The organism is Parasaccharibacter sp. TMW2.1890 (assembly GCF_023337645.1).
GTDB classification, from domain to species: domain Bacteria; phylum Pseudomonadota; class Alphaproteobacteria; order Acetobacterales; family Acetobacteraceae; genus Bombella; species Bombella apis.
This window is the reverse complement of sequence record NZ_NWUV01000001.1, coordinates 368,253-388,619: the sequence shown is the minus strand read 5'-3', so window position 1 is coordinate 388,619 and position 20,367 is coordinate 368,253. Positions and strand designations below refer to the sequence as shown.

At 60.1% G+C, this 20,367-nt stretch carries 23 protein-coding genes; all 23 read right to left on the bottom strand.

What is annotated here, in order from left to right; all coding sequences use genetic code 11:
* Window positions 1-50: 50 nt before the first annotated feature.
* Complete coding sequence (gene argB / locus CPA54_RS01720; RefSeq protein ID WP_043561420.1) at window positions 51-947, bottom strand: acetylglutamate kinase; 897 nt, start codon at window positions 945-947, stop codon at window positions 51-53.
* A gap of 72 nt (window positions 948-1,019) precedes the next feature.
* A complete protein-coding gene (yihA, locus tag CPA54_RS01715) occupies window positions 1,020-1,685 on the bottom strand; it encodes a ribosome biogenesis GTP-binding protein YihA/YsxC (RefSeq protein ID WP_373364570.1) in 666 nt (221 codons plus the stop codon).
* On the bottom strand, window positions 1,685-3,469 hold the full coding sequence (gene yidC / locus CPA54_RS01710; RefSeq protein WP_249085424.1) for a membrane protein insertase YidC: 1,785 nt from the start codon (window positions 3,467-3,469) through the stop codon (window positions 1,685-1,687). The genes yihA and yidC overlap by 1 nt, the downstream gene beginning before the upstream one ends.
* Before the next feature lie 124 nt (window positions 3,470-3,593).
* Window positions 3,594-3,824, bottom strand: coding sequence for a membrane protein insertion efficiency factor YidD (gene yidD / locus CPA54_RS01705; protein WP_249085423.1), 231 nt, complete (start codon window positions 3,822-3,824; stop codon window positions 3,594-3,596).
* Window positions 3,821-4,171, bottom strand: coding sequence for a ribonuclease P protein component (rnpA, locus tag CPA54_RS01700; protein ID WP_043560650.1), 351 nt, complete (start codon window positions 4,169-4,171; stop codon window positions 3,821-3,823). The genes yidD and rnpA overlap by 4 nt, the downstream gene beginning before the upstream one ends.
* 2 nt (window positions 4,172-4,173) lie before the next feature.
* Window positions 4,174-4,308 carry a 50S ribosomal protein L34 gene (rpmH, locus tag CPA54_RS01695; RefSeq protein WP_081563011.1) on the bottom strand — a complete coding sequence of 45 codons (135 nt, stop codon included), beginning with the start codon at window positions 4,306-4,308 and terminating at the stop codon, window positions 4,174-4,176.
* Between the two features lie 174 nt (window positions 4,309-4,482).
* Window positions 4,483-4,878 (bottom strand): lactoylglutathione lyase, encoded by a 396-nt coding sequence (gloA, locus tag CPA54_RS01690; protein ID WP_043560652.1) that lies wholly within the window; start codon window positions 4,876-4,878, stop codon window positions 4,483-4,485.
* Window positions 4,879-4,884: 6 nt separating this feature from the next.
* Window positions 4,885-5,736 carry a UDP-2,3-diacylglucosamine diphosphatase LpxI domain-containing protein gene (locus CPA54_RS01685; RefSeq protein WP_248630405.1) on the bottom strand — a complete coding sequence of 284 codons (852 nt, stop codon included), beginning with the start codon at window positions 5,734-5,736 and terminating at the stop codon, window positions 4,885-4,887.
* The gene (gene lpxA / locus CPA54_RS01680; protein WP_086431108.1) at window positions 5,733-6,587 is read right to left on the bottom strand and encodes an acyl-ACP--UDP-N-acetylglucosamine O-acyltransferase; all 855 of its coding nucleotides are present in this window, start codon (window positions 6,585-6,587) and stop codon (window positions 5,733-5,735) included. Before lpxA ends, CPA54_RS01685 begins: the two co-directional genes overlap by 4 nt.
* A 5-nt stretch (window positions 6,588-6,592) precedes the next feature.
* A complete protein-coding gene (fabZ, locus tag CPA54_RS01675; RefSeq protein WP_154981692.1) occupies window positions 6,593-7,012 on the bottom strand; it encodes a 3-hydroxyacyl-ACP dehydratase FabZ in 420 nt (139 codons plus the stop codon).
* A gap of 175 nt (window positions 7,013-7,187) precedes the next feature.
* Window positions 7,188-8,219, bottom strand: a complete 1,032-nt coding sequence (gene lpxD, locus CPA54_RS01670; protein WP_249085422.1) for a UDP-3-O-(3-hydroxymyristoyl)glucosamine N-acyltransferase — start codon at window positions 8,217-8,219, stop codon at window positions 7,188-7,190.
* Window positions 8,220-8,230: 11 nt separating this feature from the next.
* A complete protein-coding gene (locus tag CPA54_RS01665) occupies window positions 8,231-9,175 on the bottom strand; it encodes an OmpH family outer membrane protein (RefSeq protein ID WP_043561426.1) in 945 nt (314 codons plus the stop codon).
* 84 nt (window positions 9,176-9,259) lie between these two features.
* Entirely contained in the window at window positions 9,260-11,755 is a 2,496-nt protein-coding gene (gene bamA, locus CPA54_RS01660; RefSeq protein WP_043560665.1) for an outer membrane protein assembly factor BamA, read from the bottom strand.
* A 224-nt stretch (window positions 11,756-11,979) separates the two neighbouring features.
* Window positions 11,980-13,065 (bottom strand): RIP metalloprotease RseP, encoded by a 1,086-nt coding sequence (gene rseP / locus CPA54_RS01655; protein WP_081563008.1) that lies wholly within the window; start codon window positions 13,063-13,065, stop codon window positions 11,980-11,982.
* Window positions 13,058-14,242 carry a 1-deoxy-D-xylulose-5-phosphate reductoisomerase gene (dxr, locus tag CPA54_RS01650; protein ID WP_043560670.1) on the bottom strand — a complete coding sequence of 395 codons (1,185 nt, stop codon included), beginning with the start codon at window positions 14,240-14,242 and terminating at the stop codon, window positions 13,058-13,060. The genes rseP and dxr overlap by 8 nt, the downstream gene beginning before the upstream one ends.
* 95 nt (window positions 14,243-14,337) lie before the next feature.
* Window positions 14,338-15,108 carry a phosphatidate cytidylyltransferase gene (locus CPA54_RS01645; protein ID WP_249085421.1) on the bottom strand — a complete coding sequence of 257 codons (771 nt, stop codon included), beginning with the start codon at window positions 15,106-15,108 and terminating at the stop codon, window positions 14,338-14,340.
* Window positions 15,105-15,842: a polyprenyl diphosphate synthase gene (gene uppS / locus CPA54_RS01640; RefSeq protein ID WP_043560675.1), complete on the bottom strand. Its 738-nt coding sequence runs from the start codon at window positions 15,840-15,842 to the stop codon at window positions 15,105-15,107. Before uppS ends, CPA54_RS01645 begins: the two co-directional genes overlap by 4 nt.
* Before the next feature lie 11 nt (window positions 15,843-15,853).
* Window positions 15,854-16,420 carry a ribosome recycling factor gene (gene frr, locus CPA54_RS01635; RefSeq protein ID WP_043560677.1) on the bottom strand — a complete coding sequence of 189 codons (567 nt, stop codon included), beginning with the start codon at window positions 16,418-16,420 and terminating at the stop codon, window positions 15,854-15,856.
* Between the two features lie 74 nt (window positions 16,421-16,494).
* Window positions 16,495-17,232 (bottom strand): UMP kinase, encoded by a 738-nt coding sequence (gene pyrH, locus CPA54_RS01630; RefSeq protein ID WP_043560680.1) that lies wholly within the window; start codon window positions 17,230-17,232, stop codon window positions 16,495-16,497.
* A 93-nt stretch (window positions 17,233-17,325) separates the two neighbouring features.
* The gene (era, locus tag CPA54_RS01625) at window positions 17,326-18,252 is read right to left on the bottom strand and encodes a GTPase Era (protein WP_052349102.1); all 927 of its coding nucleotides are present in this window, start codon (window positions 18,250-18,252) and stop codon (window positions 17,326-17,328) included.
* A complete protein-coding gene (gene rnc / locus CPA54_RS01620; RefSeq protein ID WP_086431112.1) occupies window positions 18,245-18,997 on the bottom strand; it encodes a ribonuclease III in 753 nt (250 codons plus the stop codon). The genes era and rnc overlap by 8 nt, the downstream gene beginning before the upstream one ends.
* Window positions 18,994-19,836, bottom strand: a complete 843-nt coding sequence (gene lepB, locus CPA54_RS01615) for a signal peptidase I (protein WP_043560682.1) — start codon at window positions 19,834-19,836, stop codon at window positions 18,994-18,996. Before lepB ends, rnc begins: the two co-directional genes overlap by 4 nt.
* A gap of 123 nt (window positions 19,837-19,959) precedes the next feature.
* Entirely contained in the window at window positions 19,960-20,364 is a 405-nt protein-coding gene (acpS, locus tag CPA54_RS01610) for a holo-ACP synthase (RefSeq protein ID WP_081563005.1), read from the bottom strand.
* Window positions 20,365-20,367 lie beyond the last annotated feature (3 nt).

The following is a 20,367-nucleotide window of genomic DNA, read 5'->3' as shown; positions in this document are numbered from 1 at the left end:
CGCTCCTTATTCTACAACCATAATCCAGGCAGGCTGCCCTGCCCCATCTCTCAGTCCGCCTTGATGAGCGTACCCTGCCCTGCCCTGGTGAAGAGTTCCAGCAGGCAGGTATGTGGCACCCGACCATCCAGAATGACGGCCGCCTTGGCCCCGGCCTGCACGGCCTTGAGGCAGGTCTCCACCTTGGGAATCATGCCGCCCGTGATGTGCCCCTCCCGGATGAGACGACGGGCTTCCTCAGCTGTCAGCTCCTCGATGCGCTGGCCATTCTCATCCAGCACGCCGGGAACATCCGTCAGCATCAGCAGGCGGGAGGCCCGCACGGCACCGGCAACCGCACCAGCAGCCGTATCCGCATTGATGTTGTAAATCTCACCTTCATCCCCAGCCCCGAGCGGCGCCACGACCGGGATCAGGCCAGCCCCCAGCAGGGCATACAGCACCCGGGGGTCCACATGCTCCGGCTTGCCGACAAAGCCCAGATCGACCGCTTCCCGCCCGTTTCCTTCCGTCCGGTGATAATGGACAAGACGGCTGGCCTGGATCAGACGCCCATCACGCCCCGAAATGCCCACGGCCAGCGCTCCAGCGTGGCTGATGAGATCGGCCACCTGCTTGTTCACCGTGCCGGAGAGAACCATCTCGATCACGTCGATCATCTCACGGTCCGTGACACGAAGGCCATCAATAAAGCGGGACTCAACACCAAGCCGCTTCATCATGCTGTTGATCTGCGGACCACCGCCATGCACCACGATCGGGTTGATGCCCACCAGCTTGAGCAGGGCAATATCCCGGCCAAAGGTGGCGGCAAGGCTGTTCTCGACCATGGCGTGACCACCATACTTCACCACGATGGTATCGCCAGCATAACGGCGCAGATAAGGCAGCGCACCGGCAAGGACGGCAGCCTGCTGCTGGTCGCTCAGCAGGCCACCATGGGCCATCAGGGCATCCGGGAAAGCGGTAGAAGAGGTATCAGAAGAAGACATGGGCATTTCACTATACAGAAAAACTTTTCAGGGCCGTGTACCGGCGGGCTCGGCAAAGCGGGCCATTATGCCACGCAGCTCGGCAATCCCCAATGATGTCGTGCTGCTTGTTGCCACAATATGCGGGAAAGCCGCCGCATGGGTCTTTGCCAAAGCCTCCACCTCTTTCTGCCGTGTGGCCAGAGCGGAAGCCGACAGAGCATCACATTTCGTCAGTACAATCTGGAACACCACAGCGGCCCTGTCCAACAGGTCGCAGACCTCCCTGTCGGAAGCCTTGAGGCCCACACGCCCGTCAATCAGCAGGATCACGCGGGCCAGATTCGGCCTGCCCCGCAGATAGGCGAACATCGTCCTCTGCCAATCTTCCTTCACCGCTTTGGAGGCCTTGGCAAAGCCGTAACCGGGCATGTCCACGAGGGAGAGCCTCCCCCCCAGATTGAAGAAATTGAGCTGCTTGGTCCGCCCCGGCTCGGACGAAGCCCGGGCCAGAGCCTTCCGGCCTGTCAGCGCATTGATGAGGCTGGACTTGCCCACATTGGAGCGGCCAGCAAACGCCACCTCCGCCCGGTCGGGCGGGGGCAGCTGCTCGATTGTCTGCGCCCCGAAGAAGAAATCACAGGGACCTGAAAAAAGTCTGCGTCCTTCCTCCAGCTCATCCTCGCTGGGCAGGACTGTCTGCATCTGCTCCATCACGAGCCCTTCTTCTTCTCACCACCCTTGCGCGGTGCCTTGCCTTTGCGACCGATCAACGGCACGGGCAGGCTGGTCCGACGCTCGATATAATGCTGCTGAAGGAAAGTCAGCACGTTGTTCCATGTGTAGTAGACCAGCAGGCCCGCCGGGAAGCTGGACATCACGAAGACATACACGATGGGCATGAACTGCATGATGCGGGCCTGGGCCGGGTCCATGCTGACCATGCTGTGCTTCTGGAGCAGCCAGAAGGTGATGCCCAGTGCCGCCCCCCAGATGCTGAGATGCAGGAAGGAGAAGATGTGCGTGGGATCAAACGGCAGCAGTCCGAACAGATTGAACAGATTGGTCGGGTCCGGTACGGAAAGGTCCTTGATCCAGCCAAAGAAGGGCGCATGGCGCTCATCGATGCTGAGATTGAGCATCTTGTACAGGCAAAAGAAGATCGGTGCCTGGATCAGCATGGGCAGACATCCACCTGCCGGGTTGATCTTCTCTTCCTTATACATGGCCATGACCTTCTGGTTCATGGTTGCCGGATCATTCTTGTATTTTTCACGGATCTCCGTGACCTTCGGCGCAATCATCCGCATGCGGGCCGAAGACTGCGCCGCCTTGGAGGCCAGCGGGAACAGGACAATCTTGACGATCAGCGTCATGGCCATCAGCCCAAGGCCGAAATTGCCGATATGCGCATAGAGCCAGTGCAGCAGAAACAGGATCGGCTTCGTCAGGAAGCTGAACCAGCCGAAGTCGATGCTGTCATCAAAACGGGGCAGCCCCAGCTTGCGACCATAATAGCGCAGCAGGCCCGGCTCCTTGGCCCCGGCAAACAGGTAACTGCCCTGCCCGAGGCGGGCCCCGTCCTGAATGACCTGCGGCTCCTGCGAAGTGAAGGTCACACGATAGGACCCGTGCTCTTCCGGCAGGTAACTGTACCGGATGCGCACGTTGGCAGACGCATCCGCCCCAACGGCTGTCAGCCAGTACTTATCCGTGATGCCACCCCAGCCGCCTTTTCCGGCGTCTGTCCATGACACATGGTCCGGGCCGTTGCCATCAGTCCGCAGGGACTTGTACCCCTTGTCCGCCAGACGGCCATTCATGACGGCGATTGGCCCCTCATAAGCCGTGAAGGAACCGGTATCCTCCGGCAGATAGTCACGCTGGACACGCTGGAACGGATAGACCGACACGGGTTGGCCGGAATGGTTCTCCACCTCCTGCCGCACCGTCACCATGTAGTGGTGGTCCTGCTCCAGATGAATGAGAAAGCGGACCCCTGCCCCATTGTCCCAATGCAGGCTGACCGGGGATTCCGGCGTCAGGCTGGTCTGCTCCCCATCAACCTGCCAGAGGGAATGGTCATTGGGTAGACGGGTGGTGAACCCGGCAGCATTTTCCCAGCCAATGACCAGATAGGTCGGCTGGGCACTGCCTGCCCTGTCCAGCAGACGGACCAGAGGGCTGTCCTTGGCAATCATCTCACGATAGCGGGTCAGCTCCAGATCATCCAGCCGTGCACCACGAAGGTTGAAGGAACCCTGCACATCCGATGACGTAACCTTCAGCCGATGTTCCTGGTGATCATCCGCCTCATCCATAGGGCCAGCAGGCGCCGGAGATGCCAGAGCGGGTTGCTGCACGGCAGACGCTGGTGCCGGAGCAGACCCCTGATCCTCCACCGGTTTGTGTCTGTCCGGCGGAAGGAAGATGTTGAAACCGATCAGGATCATGGCCGACAGGATGACGGCCAGAATAATACGTTTGCTACTTTCCATCGGGCTGGAGCCGCTCTTTCTTCATGCTGGAAGGGTAGATTGCCTCTTCACTGGCGTAAAATCGTCCTCAAAACAATAGCCACGCCATTTTTTTTACATTTTCTGCCAGAGCATCAGAGGCGGATCAGGGGGGATAGTCCACGCCACCCGGATGAAAAGGATGGCATCTGCAAATGCGGCAAAGTGTCAGCCACCCACCCCGCACAGGACCATGACGGCGGATGGCTTCCTCGCCATAAACGCTGCAACTGGGATGAAAACGGCACTGCCGTCCCATGAATGGACTGAGGAACAGGCGATAGAGCCTTATCACCCCCAACAGAAGAAGCGAAAACAGCCCGCTGGCCGCCCTCATTCTGCCTCTTCCCGGCCAAGGGCCTGCAGAACCCGACGCACGTCATGCTTCAGAAGGGGGAAAGGCCGCTTTCTGGTTGCGGCGCGTCCGATCAGGACGAGATCACCAGAGGAAGAACAGCCTTCCTCTTTCACCACCAGGCGGAGAGCCTCCCGCAGGCGGCGACGGGTACGGTTGCGCACGACAGAATTACCGACCTTCTTGGTCACGGTAAAACCGGCCCGTACCGTCACGTCCCCCGGCTCCGGCAGAACCTGGCCAATCAGCCCGGGAGACACGACCTTATGGCCCTTGCGGGCCACACGCAGAAACTGCGACCGCTTCTTCAGGCGGTCAGGCTGTTTCATGCTCAGGCAGAAAGCTTCTTGCGGCCCTTGGCGCGACGGCTCGCCAGAACACGACGACCACCAACAGTAGCGGAACGCGTGCGGAAACCGTGGCGACGCTTACGAACCAGACGGGAAGGCTGATATGTGCGCTTCATCTTTTCAATCCTCTAATCTCAACAACACACCTGTGAAGGCGTGTATCAGAACAGGACGCACCCAGTAACGCCCCTCCACTCAGGGAGTGGCTTTTAAGGGGATGGCCCTGCCCTGTCAATCCTGCAATTCCATCCAGAGCGGACAGATCCCGAAGCTGTACCCGGCTTTTGAGCTCAGGCGTCCTTCTTTTCAATCAGCTCGATCTTGTAGCCATCAGGGTCCTGCACGAAGGCAATGACAATACCCGTATTGCCCATCGGTCCGGCCTCACGGGTGACACGCCCACCGCCCTGGCGGACCACGTCCACGGCTGCTGCGACATCACGCACGCCAACAGCAAAATGCCCGAAGCCTGTCCCGTGTGTGTAATCCTCGGTCTGATCCCAGTTATAGGTCAGTTCGATCTCGGCCTCACCACGGGCATTACCCTCATAACCAATATAAACCAACGTGAAACGCCCCTCCGGCACCTCCAGCCGACGGAGTTCACGCATGCCCAGAAGGTGATAAAAAGCCAGACTGCGATCAAGGTCCCGCACACGGACCATCGTATGAAGATAGATGCTCATATATCTTTATGTCCTTTTGTCAGAAAGGAAGTCTGGTCCCAGCCCGTAGAGAAACAGTCCCAGACGATCCGCCTCCTTTATACAGCGATCTGGCTCCATGACCAAGGTAAGCCGTGCGGGAAAGGCGATCCCCCGCAACCCGGCTGCTGCCGCATTCCTGATAGTGACCGGCCCAATGGCAGGCATGTCCGCCCGCAGCTCCTGTCCTGCCTTTGGCATTTTCACGAGCACCCCACCAGCTACCCCATCCTGCCGCAGACCTCCACAGCGATGCAGCATGGCATCTGTTCCTTCAAGGGCCTCAACAGCCAGTGTCAGGCCATTCTGCACCACACATCCCTGCCCTATGTCCAGAGGCCCCATGACAGACAATATGCGCACGGCCTGATGAATGTCGGCCATGGCCTGACGGTCAGGGAGAACCCTGCCCCACGCTCCCCAACGATTGCTCTCCGTATCCAGGAATTCATGCGCTCCCCGCACCCGGAAGCCTTCTTCTTCCAGCAGCCGGATGATGGATGCCAGCAGGCCGTCATCACCGGCAAACAGGGCACGCCCAAGCCGGGCCAGCAGGCGCACCCCCTCCGCATCTGGCCGCAGAGACCGCCATGAGGGCCGGCGGACAGGTCCTATCAGGACAAGTTCGGAACATCCCTGCCTACGCAGAGACCGAAGGATCGCACCGGCCGCTGCCAGACGGATCATTTCATGAGAATAAGGGGCCAGCAGGGCTTCATCAGCAAAACCCTGGAAGCCTATGAGAAAAGGCTCCCGCCCTCTTTTCCTGAGAGCCTCTGCCACCTGGGCTGGAAGCGGCCCGCCACCGGCCAGGATCCCAACCCGTGCAGGCCTGCTCACCTGTCAACATCCCTGTCACTGCCAGCCTGTCCCGGCCGCGTCAGCCCACGGCGGCTGGGAGCCTCCATGAAGCGTAGCATTTCCCGTACACGCTCAATGTGACCATAACGCTGACGCACCTGGTCCATGCGTTCTCCCAAAAGCGGCCCACCACGGCCAGACCGTGGATAAAGCTCCCGGAACGCCAGACGCATCTGCTGAATCTCACTGGCCTCCACGCCAGACCGCTTGAGACCGATCCAGTTCAACCCAACCAGCCTGGCCCGGTTACCCAGGACGCTGCCGTACGGGATGACATCCATCTCCACACCGCACAGCCCTCCGACAACAGCCCCATGCCCGATGCGGACAAACTGATGCAGGGCCGCAGAGCCCATGATCCTGGCATTGTCCCCGATCAGGACATGCCCCCCCATGACTACGTTGTTGACGATGATGACACCATCACCCAACACACAATCATGAGCGATATGGGCATTGGCCATGAGCAGGCAGCCCCGGCCAATCCGGGTTTCTCCCGTGCCTTGTGCCGTGCCCCGATGGATGGTCACATTCTCCCGTACAACCGTCCCTGCACCAATATGGCACCTGGTCGGCTCTCCAGCATATTTCAGGTCCTGCGGGGGATAGCCTACGGTCGAAAAGGGGTAAACCTCCACCCCATCCTCCAGCACCGTATGCCCGTCCACCATGACAGAAGCGTGCAGCCGGACATGATCTCCCAGCCGCACATCCGCACCGACCATGCACCAGGGACCAATCCTCACTCCCTGACCGAGGGACGCCCGTGGATCCACAAGAGCCGTGGGATGAATCTCGGTTTTTCCAGGGCGCTGTCCCGGTTCTGGCATCAGGATCAGTCCACGATCATGGCGCTGAAAGATGCTTCCGCCACCGTGGTTCCATCAACCTTGGCAACCCCACGGAACCGCCAGACCGTTCCACGGGCGCGTTCCTTGTTGACATGAATGCGCAGCTGATCCCCCGGCCCGACCGGGCGACGGAATTTTGCATTCTCCACCGTCATGAAATAGACCAGCTTGCCCTCGAAGGCCTTGCCCAGTGTCAGCACGACAAGCGTGGCCGCCGTCTGGGCCATGGCCTCAACGATGAGCACACCCGGCATGACAGGGCGTGCTGGGAAATGCCCCTGGAAGAATGGCTCATTGACTGTCACGTTCTTGATGCCAACGGCTGATTCCGCCGCCTTAATCTCTTCCATCCGGTCCAGCAGGAGGAAAGGATAGCGATGAGGAATCGCCTTCATAATCTGCATCACATCTACGCTCTCAGGCACCTGATGTGTCTGCCCAGCAGCATCACCCACTTATCTCATCTCCCGGTTTTTTTTTCGACAAAATGCAACCGTCCGCCCCTGTCCCCGCGGGGAGAGGCAGTCAATGTCTACACCTTATTACCAAAAAAAATCCCGAAACACCAACTGGATCATCTTACTTGCGCGAAAGCTTACGCAACGTCGCCACATTTCGGAAGAATTCCCTGAACGGCATAGCCGGGCTGCCGATGACATCAGCCCCGGCTTCCACATCATTCATCACGCCACACTGCGCCCCGATACGGGCCTTGCTGCCAATGTGAATATGACCGATGAGCCCAGCCTGGGCTGCAATCGTCACGAAATCCTCAATCTCGGTGGAACCTGAAACACCAGCCTGCGATACCACGATGCAGCACCGACCCAGACGGGCATTGTGACCAATCTGCACCAGATTATCGATCCGGGTCCCGGCCCCGATGACCGTATCCCGCATGGAGCCTCGGTCAATCGTTGAATTGGCACCGATCTCCACACCATCCTCAAGGATGACACGCCCCAGCTGGGGAACGGTCTCAAATCCGTCAGGCCCCACCGCAAAGCCGAAACCATCCTGCCCGATCCGGGCCCCGGGATACAGGATGACCCGCTCCCCCAGCAGAGCATGAGTGAGAGTTACATGCGCCCCGATCCGACAGCCATCTCCCAGCACGACATGGTCCCCCAGCATGGCATGAGGCCCAATGACACAGCCATCACCAATCTGCACGCCATCGCCGATGACCGCAAAAGGACCTATCTCCACCCGGTCACCAATGACGACATTCTCACCAATGACAGCCGTCGGATGCTGGCTGGCCCGTGCAGGCGGAAGAGGATGGAACAGACGGGCAACCCGGGACCATGTCAGATAGGGCTCCCGACTGACCAGAGCGGCACAGCCTTCTGGCACCTTGTCCGCAAAAGCAGGGGCCAGCACGACGGCGCCAGCCTTCGTCTCCTTAAGAAGGGGCAGATAGCGGCGGTTGTCCAGAAAGGAGATGTGCTGCGGGCCAGCAGCATGAAGCGGGGCCACGCCCTCAAAAGACGCCCCCATCTCAGCGCAACCTGCGGCCTCCGCTCCCGTTACTTCCAGAAGGTGCTTCAACGCAAAAGGGCCACACCGCCTGAAAAAACGGGAATCACCCGGGAGCTGGTCCGCCACCATCGCCCTTCCCCTTACTTCTGGCGACGCAGGATGGACCCCTTGGCCTGTGCCGGAGCCTCGGCAGGCTGCTGCGGAGCCGCCTGATTCATCAGGCGTTCTTCATCAGCCGTTGTCGGCATCTTCCCGGATTTTGCCAGAACCTCCGGGTCCACCCCGTCATCCGGAATGAAGACATGCGGCAGAACCTTGTTCAGACGGTCTGCTACCTCCTCGGTTATGTCCTGACCATCCACATGCAGGACAGCCTGCTCGGCATGCAGAACAAGATTCATGCCATGGGCCGCAGCCACCTTGGCAATGATTCCATCACGCTGCTCCAGCACACGCTCGATCTGATGGAATGCCACCTGATAGGCTTCCTGAATGATCCGGGCCTTGTTGCTGAAATCCCTCTGATCCTTCGCACGCCGCTCCTGCAGATGACGGACACGGAGCTGGAGCTGGTCGGATGTCAGAGTGCGAGCCTGAACCTGAAGCTTCTGCTGCTCTTCCCGCCAGGCGCCCTCTTCCTTCTGCACCGCACGGGCCAGACGGTCACGACGCTCACCAAGCACCTGCTGCATTTCCTGCGCAGCCGTGGAAAGCTGCATCACACCCTGAACGCTGATGAGGCCAAGCACAACCGGCGGCGGGGCATCTTCCTTCGGAACAGCCGGAGAAGACGGTACAGACGGCAGAGGCAGCACGGGCGCTGCCTGCTGCTGGCCTTCCCCATCCGGAGCGCCAGCATCACCACCATCATCCAGGCCTGCCATGTCCGGCACGGCAGCCGGAGCAGGAGCAGCAGCCGGAGCCGCATGATGATGGGAGGCGGCTGGAGCCGATGGCTGGGCCGTTTTCGGAACAAACCAGGCACCGTTTCCATCATTGCCATCGGCAGCCACGGAAGAACCAACCGCCATGAAAGCCAGAGCACTTGCGGTCATCAGGGTCAAAGGCAGTGAAAAACGTGACATGAAAAACCTCTTTATGAAAATGGGCATCCCCCAGGTCACCCTGCCAGCCCGGAATGAAGCCGGCATCGTGGCCTGCACCTTTCCTCAGAACTGCTGCCCGAAGCCAAAGCGAACCGGATAAAGCCTGTCCCCATGCTCACGATGGATCGGGACCGCACCGTCAATATTGACCAGGCCGAAGGGGCTCTTCCAGGAAATACCAAGACCACCAGAGACACGGGGCGTCATGGTGCTGCCGCCAATCGGCGTATAGTACGGGTCGTTCCAGTTACGGTAATGGTTGCGGTCCTTCACACGCTTGCCGGAAAGACTACCGGCATCGATGAAGCCACGCCCGGAGATGCCAAGACTGTCACCCATCGGCAGCGGGAAATTCAGCTGGACAGATGCCGTGTACATGAAAGTACCACCGATCAGGTCCTCCTGTCCGGCACCCGGGCAGTAGCCATTGCGGGCCTGCCCCAGCGGGGTATTGGCGGCACCGCTGTGGCAGGGCGCCTTGTAATGACTGCTGCGGGGCCCGACACCACCCTGGAGGAACCCGCGCAGGTTCTGACCACCGAGGTAGAAGTTGTCGACGATGTTGCGGTCGCCGCTGGAGCTCCAGTCATGCATGTAGCCAACACCGCCCTTGAACTGGAAGCCCCAGCTGTGGCTGCCTGTCAGGTCATCCAGCGGCAGATAATAGCTGCCATTGGCTTTGACACGGTAATATTTCTCGTTGCCACCCAGACCGGCAAAATCACCTCCGGCACTGAGAACGTAGCCAGACCGTGGATTCATGCGGTTGTCACGACGGTCATAAGTGATGTTCGTGCCAATCTGGGAAAGGAGCGACCAGCCTGCGGCATCACGCACATAAACGGACGGCGTGTCATCTTCCCACCCCGGATACTGCGACCCCGGCACCCCGTTACCCACGTGACGGTCCACGACCGTATAGGTCCAGGACTGGGAAAGATACCGGTTATAGGCATAACCAAGCCGGACAGACGCACCATACTGGCCTTCATTATAGCTCTGATACGTCTGGTAATTGTTCTGGATCGTATAAATGTCGAACCCGGCCACGAAATTGCGCCCGAGGAAGTATGGGTCCGTCACGGACAGGTCGGCCTGTTTCTCATAATAGGCAACCGTACCGGAGAACCCGGCATCAATCCCGGTCCCCAGCAGGTTATGCTGCTTCAACCCGAGATTCCCCATGATACCGGCATCGGTCGAGTACCCACCGCCGAGGGAGAACTCGCCGGTTGGCTTCTCCACCACATTGGCACTGACATTGACCTTGTCCGGCGCAGACCCCTGGGACTGGTCCACATTGGTGCTGCTGAAATACCCCATATCCTGAAGGGCCAGCTTGGAATATTTGCGGTTGAACGGCGTATAGGCATCGCCCTCGACCATAGGCAGGTTGCGGCGGATCACATGGTCACGTGTGATCGTATTGCCGTTGATGTCGATCCGCTCCACATAAACATGCGGCCCCTCGACAATATCAAACAGCAGGTCAACGACCTTCTTTTCAGGATTGCGGGCAATCTCAGGCCGGACCATGGCAAACGGGTGCCCGTTGGCCTGGAGCCACTCCTGCATGTCCGTCGCATTGTCCTGCACGGCCGTACCGTCATAATACTGGTTCTTGTAAACCTCGATGTGCCTCTTCATCGTGTCAGCCGTGACATGATGCACATTGGAACGCACACCAATCTTGCCCAGACGGTACCGTGGCCCTTCATGCAGGGTGTAGGTGACGTAGAAGCTCTTGTGGTCCGGAGAGAGCTCACCCGTGGCATCCACCATGTGGAAATCCACAAAGCCGCTATGCAGATAGAAACGTCTCAGCAGTTCCGCATCGTAGCGGATACGCTCCGGGTTATATTCATCCGAGGAAGAAAAAAAACGGTACCAGGCATGTTCCTTGGAAGACACGACATGAGACAGGGCAGCTTCGCTGAAACTGTCATTGCCAACAAAAGCAATCTTCCGGACCAGTGTCTGCTGGGATTCATTGATGTTGAAGATCACATCAACACGATTGTGGGACAGACGGATGACCTGCGGCACCACCGTGGCCCCATAGCGGGCACGGGCCGCATACATGTTCAGGATTTTCTGCCTGTCCACAGCCACGGTCTGGGCCGAAAAGACGGCACGGGTCCGCAGGCTGATCTCCTTCATCAGGTCCTTGTCCTTGAGGGCATGGTTCCCCTCGAAGACAATCCGGTTCACCACGGGATTTTCCGTCAGCTCCACCAGCAGGGTGCTGCCTTCACGCCTCAGCGTCACATCCCTGAAGAGACCTGTAGCGTAAAGTGTCTTCAGCGAACGGTTCAGCGCATCACGGTCAAAACTGTCGCCCGGCTGCACGACCATGTAGGAAAGGACGGTACTGGTCTCGATCCGGGTATTGCCGTGGACTTCGATGGCCTGGATCAGACCACCGGCCGGCGCATAGCCATCCCCCGCAGACCGGCGGGCATGATGGATGCTGCGCCCCTTCTGGGGGGCTGCCTCTGCCGCACAGAGCAAAGCCGGTGCCGTACAGACAGAAGCCAGCAGAGCCAGTCGAACGGCCATCGGCCGGAACCTTTTCGTACGCAATCCTGACAAAACCGGTATTCCTCGTCCCAAATTTCTACGAACGGCCATCCCGCCACACAACCCTGATGCAGGAGGTCCAGACAGTCCCATACGCACAACCGCACCAGACAGACTCCCACGACATCACAATGAAGGGAGCTGCCTGTTTCAGTTATATACTCTACCCTAGAAGGTCTTTTCCATCATTGGAGGGGGAAAGATCAACCCCCATGTGCAAACAACCAGTGAAAAACTCCCAACCCTCTGAGATCATTCACCGTTGAGAAAATGAAAAGCCCCACGACCAGCAGCAGCCCGAACTGGAGGGCATAGCTCTGTGTCCGCTCGGAGAGAGGCCGCCCCAGAACTGCCTCAAAAGCATAGAAAAGCAGATGGCCGCCATCCAGCATCGGCACGGGGAACAGGTTCAGCAGGCCAAGATTGAGGGACAGGAGAGCCACGAACCCCAGCGCACTGGCCACGCCATAATCCACGGCCTGCCCGGACATGTGAATGATGCCGATGGTCCCGGAGAGCTGCCTGGCGCTCCGCTGCCCGCTGATGATCTGCCAGATTCCCTCCAGCATGTTGCCGCACATGTCCCACGTCTGCCCGATGGCCGCCGGAACAGCCTTGTAGACAGGCAGGGGCGCACTGTGGCTGACGGCAAAACCGACCCCCAGCCGACCGACGTCATGCCCCCCCTGCCGGATACGGTCCAGCGTGACCGGAAGCTCCAGGCTCTGCCCCTTCCGCAGCAGACCAACCTTCATGACCTCACCCGGATGGGCCGCCACCTGCGCCTGGATGTCGCCAATGCTCAGGATGTGATGCCCGTCCAGACGCTGTATCTCGTCACCCACCTGAAGCCCGGCCTTCATGGCTGCACCATTCGGGGCCAGCGTGCCGATGTCGGGCCGGGCCTCCGGCCTGCCAAAGCAGGACAGCAGCACCACGAACAGAAGGATCGTCAGCAGGAAGTTGAAGACAGGCCCCGCCACCGTCACGATTGCCCGCGAGAGGACAGACTTGCGGTTGAAGGCATTCTCGTCACCTTCTTCCCGGGGCGCATCGGGACGGTTCTCAAACCCGTGGAGTTTGACATACCCTCCCAGCGGCAGCAGGCTGATCTGCCAGCGTGTTCCAACCCGGTCCTTCCATGATGTCAGTGCAGGACCGAACCCGATGGAAAAGACGGTCACCTGCACACCACGCCAGCGTGCGGCCAGATAATGGCCCAGCTCGTGAATGAAGACGACGATCCCGAAAACGGCCAGACCGGCAAGGATGCTCTGAAGACTATGCATGGTCGGCCATCCGCTTCATCTGTGTCCGGGCCAGCTCACGCCCCATTTCGTCCCAGTGATAGACATCCTCCAGAGATGTCGGCACCGGGTTTTCCGGCATGGCCTGAAGGCTGGCATCAATCAGCTCACCAATGCCAAGGAAACGGATCTTCCCGGCGAGGAAAGCCTCCACGGCAATCTCGTTGGCAGCGGAGAACACGGTCGGGGCCACGCCACCAGCCCGCAGGACCTGACGTGCCAGACGCAGCGGGATGAAGCGGTCCTCATCCACTGCCTCGAAATTCATCTGCCCGAGCTTCACGAAATCCAGACGCTCGCATCCCGTCTGCATCCGGGTCGGGGCGGCCAACGTGTGTGCGATGGGAATCCGCATGTCCGCCGTCCCCATCTGGGCCACGAAGCTGCCATCACGGAAACAGACCATGCCATGCACGACTGACTGCGGGTGAACCAGCACGTCTATCTGATGTTCAGGCAGATCGAACAGGCGGGCGGCCTCGATGACCTCCAGCCCCTTGTTGGCCATGGAGGCGGAGTCAATCGTGATCTTGGCCCCCATGGACCATGTGGGATGCTTCAGGGCCTGTTCGGGCGTGGCCTTCGCCATCTCCTCCTTTGTGGAGCAGCGGAACGGTCCGCCAGAGGCCGTGAGGACGATCTTCTCCACGAGGGACATGTCCGCTCCGCCCAGGGACTGCACGATCGCATTATGTTCGGAATCAACGGGCAGCAGCTCGGCTCCGGCATCACGCACAGCTTCCAGCATGACGTTGCCAGCACAGACGAGAGCTTCCTTGTTGGCCAGAGCCACCTTGTGCCCGTTGCGGACGGCTTCCAGCGTGGGGGCCAAGCCGGCAGCCCCAGTGATGGCGGCCATCGTCCAGTCCGCTTCCAGCGCACCGGCCTCGATGACAGCCTGCCGTCCGGCAGCTACCTTCACGCCGGTGCCAGCGAGACGCTCTTTCAGCTCCTCGTAATGCTGCTCATCATTCAGGACGGCCAGCTCGGCGTTCAGCTCACGGGCCTGTTCGGCCAGAAGGGCAGCGTTCTTTCCCCCCACGAGAGCCCGCACCTGGATGGAGTCTGCCTGCTGCTTCAGAAGATCGACTGTCGAGACACCAATGCTGCCTGTACTGCCAAGCACACTAATGCGCCGACGCCCGGAACCTCCCCCCATGGAATACCTCTCCCTTGATGATTTCAACATGATACGTGATGGCGGGTCTGCCTCATGACAGACCTATAGCAGAGACTGCCGCTCCAGAATAAGACTTAACGGAAAAGCTGCCAGAATGGCCCCTCTCCGGCCATGAGGGCCAGGATGGCTGCAACAGGGGCCGCCAGCAGGAGGGCATCCAGCCGGTCCAGCAGTCCCCCATGACCGGGGATGAGCCGCCCGGAATCCTTGACGCCCAGACGCCGCTTGAAGGCACTCTCCAGCAGATCGCCTGCCTGGGCCGCCACGGCAATCACTCCACCCGTCAGGCAAGCAGAGAACGACCAGCCATGACCCGACCAGTGCCCGACCAGCCCGCCGAGGATCACGGCTCCCACGATGCCCCCCAGCGAGCCGGAAATGGTCTTGCCGGGAGAAATGGCCGGGGCCAGTTTCGGCCCGCCAATCAGACGCCCGGTGGCGTAGGCGCAGCTGTCACTGGCTATGACGGCGAAAATGACGAAAAAGGTCTCCAAAAAACCGTCAGGCCGCCCCCGCAGCCAGAGCAGGGAAAAACCACCCAGCATGGCCACCAGAACCGGACCGCAGGCCCGCCTGCCAAACAGGACGCTGGACACCAGAAGGTAAAAGGCCGCAAACCACTGCCCTTTGATGGCGATCAGTCCACCACAGAGAGGCCAGAGCAGAAGCAGAGCACCCCGCAGACTTTTCATCGGCTGGCCAAGCAGGGTTTCCCCTTCCCAGACAATCCCGACCATGACGAGCAGCACCAGTACCCGATAGGCCCATCCACCAAAACAGAGACAGAGGAGCACCACCGGAACAATCACAAGGCTGGAGAGGATGCGTTTCTGCAACTCTGTCATTCTGGCCGCCCACCGAAACGCCTCTGACGGCGCATGTACCGCATCATGGCCTCGGCAAAATCCTTCTCACCGAAATCCGGCCAGAGCACGTCAAGAAACACAAGTTCTGCATAGGCGGATTGCCAGAGCAGGAAATTGGAAAGTCGGCTCTCTCCACTCGTCCGCATGACAAGGTCGGGGTCGGGCATGTCATGCGTCTGGAGGGCACTGGCGAACAGGGCTTCGTCAATCTCATGCGGCTCCAGCGTGCCCGCCCGGACCCGTTCGGCCAAATGGCGGGCACTTCCGGCAATCTCCGCACGACTGCCATAGGAAAGAGCCAGAGCCAGAGTCAGCCGGGTATTGTGGCGTGTCTTTTCCTCTGCCCGACGCAGCTCCCGGCAGAAAGACGCCCCGAAACGTTCAGGATCACCAATGATGCGCAGCCGGACACCCTGCTCATCCAGCTCCCGGAAACGATGCCGCAGATAAAACTGCATCAGCCCTGTCAGGTCGCTGATCTCCTCACCAGACCGGCGCCAGTTCTCTGATGAGAATGCATAGAGTGTCAGATAATCCACCCCATGCTCCATGGCGGCACGGACGCAACGCTGCACGGCCTCGCCTCCTTCACGATGGCCCTGTGCGATCGGTACGCCACGTGCTCTGGCCCAGCGTCCGTTGCCATCCATGATGACGGCAACATGACGTGGGAGTGTGCCAGCCGGGCGGGAAGAAGGGTGAAGTTCCGACAATGTTCTGGCGATCAGACCTGTTTGATGTCCCGCTCCTTGTCAGCCAGCAGGCTGTCCACACGGCCGATATGCTCATCTGTCAGCTTCTGGATGGCAGCCGTCCAGACCTTCATGTCGTCCTGACTGATATCGCCATTCTTTTCCAGGGCCTTGGCCTTGTCCATGCCATCCCGGCGGACACCACGCACGGCCACACGGCCACCTTCGGCGTAACGGGCAGCGGCCTTGGCCATCTCGTTGCGTCGTTCCTCTGTCAGCTGCGGGATGGGCACACGGATGGTCTGCCCTTCAGCAGCAGGGTTCAGCCCCAGCCCACTGTCACGGATGGCTTTCTCAACAGAGGAAACAACACTGGCATCCCAGACAGAGACCGTCAGCATCCGGGCTTCCGGCACGGCAACGGAACCAACCTGGGAGAGGGGCACCACGGAGCCATAAGCCTCCACACGTACCGGCTCCAGAAGGTTCGGGCTGGCACGGCCGGAGCGCAGGCCAGAGAGATCACGGCGCAGGCTCTCCAGCGCCCCTTCCATGCGACGTTTGAGGTCATCAAGCAGGTCGTTCAGTTCTGTGCTCATGGCAAATCACTTCCTCAGTAATCGTTCCGTTCGTCAGCCGGTGCGGGCTGACATGGTAATCTGGTCGCTCGCTCTCAACCCTCAACAATCCGGGTGAAGCGCCCTTCACCTTTCATGGCTGCCGCAAAAGCCCCCGGCGCATGCATGTTGAACACGATGATCGGCAGAGCATTCTCCCGGGCGAGACTGACAGCTGCTGCATCCATGACCTTCAGATTGCGGGCTAGGGCATCCATGTAGGTCAGCTGTTCATAACGCTCGGCATCGGGATTCAGGCGAGGATCATCGGAATAGACACCATCAACCTGCGTCCCTTTGAAGAGGGCATCGCACTCCATCTCGTTCGCCCGCAGGGCAGCAGCCGTATCAGTTGTGAAGAACGGATTGCCCGTACCGGCTGCGAAGATGACCACACGGCCCTTCTCCATATGACGGACGGCCCGGCGGCGGATATAAGGCTCGGCAATGGAGGCCATGTGGATGGCCGTCATCACCCGGGTCTCCACATGACGCTTCTCCAGCGCATTCTGGAGCATCAGGGCATTGATGACCGTTGCCAGCATCCCGGCATAGTCCCCCTGCACCCGGTCCATTCCCTTGGCGGCAGCGGCCAGTCCACGGAAGATGTTGCCTCCCCCCACGACGAGACAGACCTGCCCGCCCAGAGCGGCCACACCGGCGATGTCCGCAGCCACCATGTCCACCATCTCCGGGTCAACACCGGCAGTTCCCTTGCCCATCAGCGCCTCGCCAGACACTTTGAGAAGGACCCGTTTATAAGGGAAGTTCGGCTCTTGGGGGGCGGTGCTCATGATCGTACCGGCTCTCTGGTTGATGATGTCCTGAAATCTGTCTGCTCCCTCATACAGAGCTACCCCTGCATGAACAAGCGAAACTCGTGCGCTTCAGCCATAATCTGCAAGACCGAGGGCCCGCAGGCGGGCTGTCTCCTTGTCCCACGCAGCCCTCTCCTTCACATTGAGGAAAAGATGGCAGGGAGCATCCAGAAGGCCTTCCAGCTGTTTCCGGGCCCGCATCCCGATCTCCCGGATGCGCTGCCCCCGCTCCCCGATGAGGATGGCCTTGTGCCCTGCCCGTGACACGTAGATCGTCACGTCGATGCGGATGGATCCGTCCTTGCGTGTCTTGAAGGATTCCGTCTCCACCGTGGCATGGTAGGGAATCTCCTCATGGGTCTGGAGGAAGACCTGCTCCCGCACGATTTCCGCTGCCAGCAGACGGTCTGGCAGATCTGTCAGATCATCTTCAGGGTAATGGTAAGGCCCAACGGGCATGGCCCTGGCCAACCCGTCCAGCAGGCCCTCAACCCCATCACCGGACCGGGCACTGACCATATAGACCTCTTCCACCGGCAGGAGGTCCGTGATGGCCTTCGTCAGGGGCAGAAGCTGATCCCGCTGGATGAGGTCTGTCTTGTTCAGCACCAGCCAGACAGGCCGCTTCCCCTCTTTCAGTCGAGCGATGATCTCCCTGATCTCGTCTGTCAGACCGATGCGGCTATCCACCAGCAGCAGGTTGAGGTCAGCATCCTGCGACCCGCTCCAGGCAGCATTGACCATCGCCTGGTCCAGCCGTCGGCGGGGCTTGAAGATGCCCGGCAGGTCCACAAACACGATCTGCGCCGCATCCCGCATCACAATGCCAAGCGTACGGAACCGTGTCGTCTGCGCCTTGGGGCTGACAATGGACAGCTTGGCCCCAGCCATGCGGTTCAGCAGGGTGGATTTTCCTGCATTGGGAGCCCCGACAAGAGCAACAAAACCGCAGCGTGTCTCTCCGCCCGTGGCGGTCTTTTCTGTATCCTCAGGCACGTTCTGTCTCCTGCCCCATCTTCTTCAGCAAATCTGTCGCCGCCGCACTTTCAGCCAGCCGCTTGCTGCCTGCACGGCCAACACCCACCTGCCCCAGTGCCCGGACCTCCACACGGAAGATCGGTGCATGGGACGGCCCATCAGCGGCGGTCAGTTCATAATGCGGCAAGGCCTCGCCACGCCCCAGCAGAAACTCCTGAAGCAGCGTTTTCGGCTCCTTGTGGGGCTGTCCACTCTTCTCGATGTCCCTGTCCCAGAGGCGACGGACCACATGCCGGGCCGGGTCCAGCCCGGCATCCAGATAGAGTGCGCCCAGCAGGGCTTCCATCGCATCGGCCAGAACACTGGCCAGAACACGTATGCCGGCACTTTCCTCATGCTGGGCAATCTGTATCGCCTCGGAAAGCTCAATCCCTTCCGCAATCCGGGCCAGAACAGGACGGGAGACCAGATGGGCGTGGCGGGCCCCCAGAGCGCCTTCCTGCTCCTCCGGATAGCGCTCAAAGAGCCATTCCGCCATCAGCAGGCCAAGCACCCTGTCCCCCACGAACTCCAGACGCTCGTTGGACCCCTGCCCCCGTGGCGTTTTCCCCGGAGCATGCCCCTTCTGCCGCCCCCGGTTCCGTCCCTGCCGCCGTGGCACGGCGGACCGGTGGGTCAAAGCCTCATGCAGAAGTGCGGGGTCAGCAAAACGGTGTTCCAGCTTCGCCTCGACATGGCGGACAGCCTCATCACGTGTCATCATTCGTCAATACCACGCAGGAAACGGCCCCAGCGTATCTCTGTCGGCCAATACCAGAACTGCCAGGCCGGATGCCGCATATCAACGGAGAACAGCACCATCTTTGCCCGTCCGACCAGATTGATCACAGGCACGAACCCCAGATCATGACCGCCGCTATCCGTCAGATAATCACGCCCGGCCGGGACAGCACAGGCACCGCTCTCATGCCCTCCCTGAAAGCGGCTGTCCGAACTGTCATCCCGGTCATCCCCCATGGCAAACAGGCAGCCCTCTGGCACGGTATATTCAGGCGTATTGTTGGCAAGGTCATCATCCCGCATCTTCAGGATATCATGCGGTACCGTCTTGCCATCCTCCCGGGGCAGCATTTCCCGATAACGGGTCCCAGACAGCACATAGCCCCGCTCATCCATCACGCTGTAATGCCCCCGGTCCTCCCGCGGCACTTCCTGACCATTGATGAAGAGATGCCCCTGTTCCATGCGGATGCGATCCCCGGGCAGGCCGACAATCCGCTTGATGTAATCGACTGACGTATCCTTGGTGAACCGGAACACCGCCACATCCCCACGGTGCGGCATGGAAGCGAACACACGTCCCGAAATGAACGGCGGCGAGAACGGAAAAGAATACCGGGAATAACCGTAGCTCATCTTGGAGACCGCCACAAAATCCCCGACCTGAAGGGTCGGGATCATGGAGGCAGACGGAATATTGAACGGTTCGACCAGCAGTGAACGTACGGCAACCACCAGAATGAGCCATAGAAGAATCTGTCTTATGGAGGCCAGAAGGCTTTCCGGCTTTTCTGTCTGTTCTTCCTGTCTGTCTTCGTTCATGGTCCCTGTTCATCCTGTTCTGGCAAGAAGCAGGCAGACTGCCCTGCCCGTTTCTGCCATAGCCTGCCTGACCCGCCGGGTCATGCGTTAATTCCATCCTGACGATATTTCAAGCCGCCAAGACTAAAGGGCAACAGCCTGTATCAGCACCTGTGCCATGGCCATGGGCGGCTCATCACTCAGGCTCAACAGCAATTCGGCCCGATGCCCTGCTGGCAGGCGCTGGTCCAGAAGGGTCGCCGCTGCGCCCGAAAGGCTGAGCACAGGAGCCCCCAGATCATTCCGCCCCACGGAAATATCCTGAAGCTGCACCCCCTGGGCAAAGCCTGTTCCCAAAGCCTTGGCGCAGGCCTCCTTCGCTGCCCAGCGTTTGGCACAGGCCCCTGCCCGGGCCGCCCCCCGCAATGCCTGCACATACTGACGCTCCTCCAGCGTGAACACACGCTCCAGAAACGCATCCCCATGGCGGGCCAGGGCCCGTTCGATCCGCCCGATGGAGCAGAGATCAACCCCGATCCCCAGAATCATGAG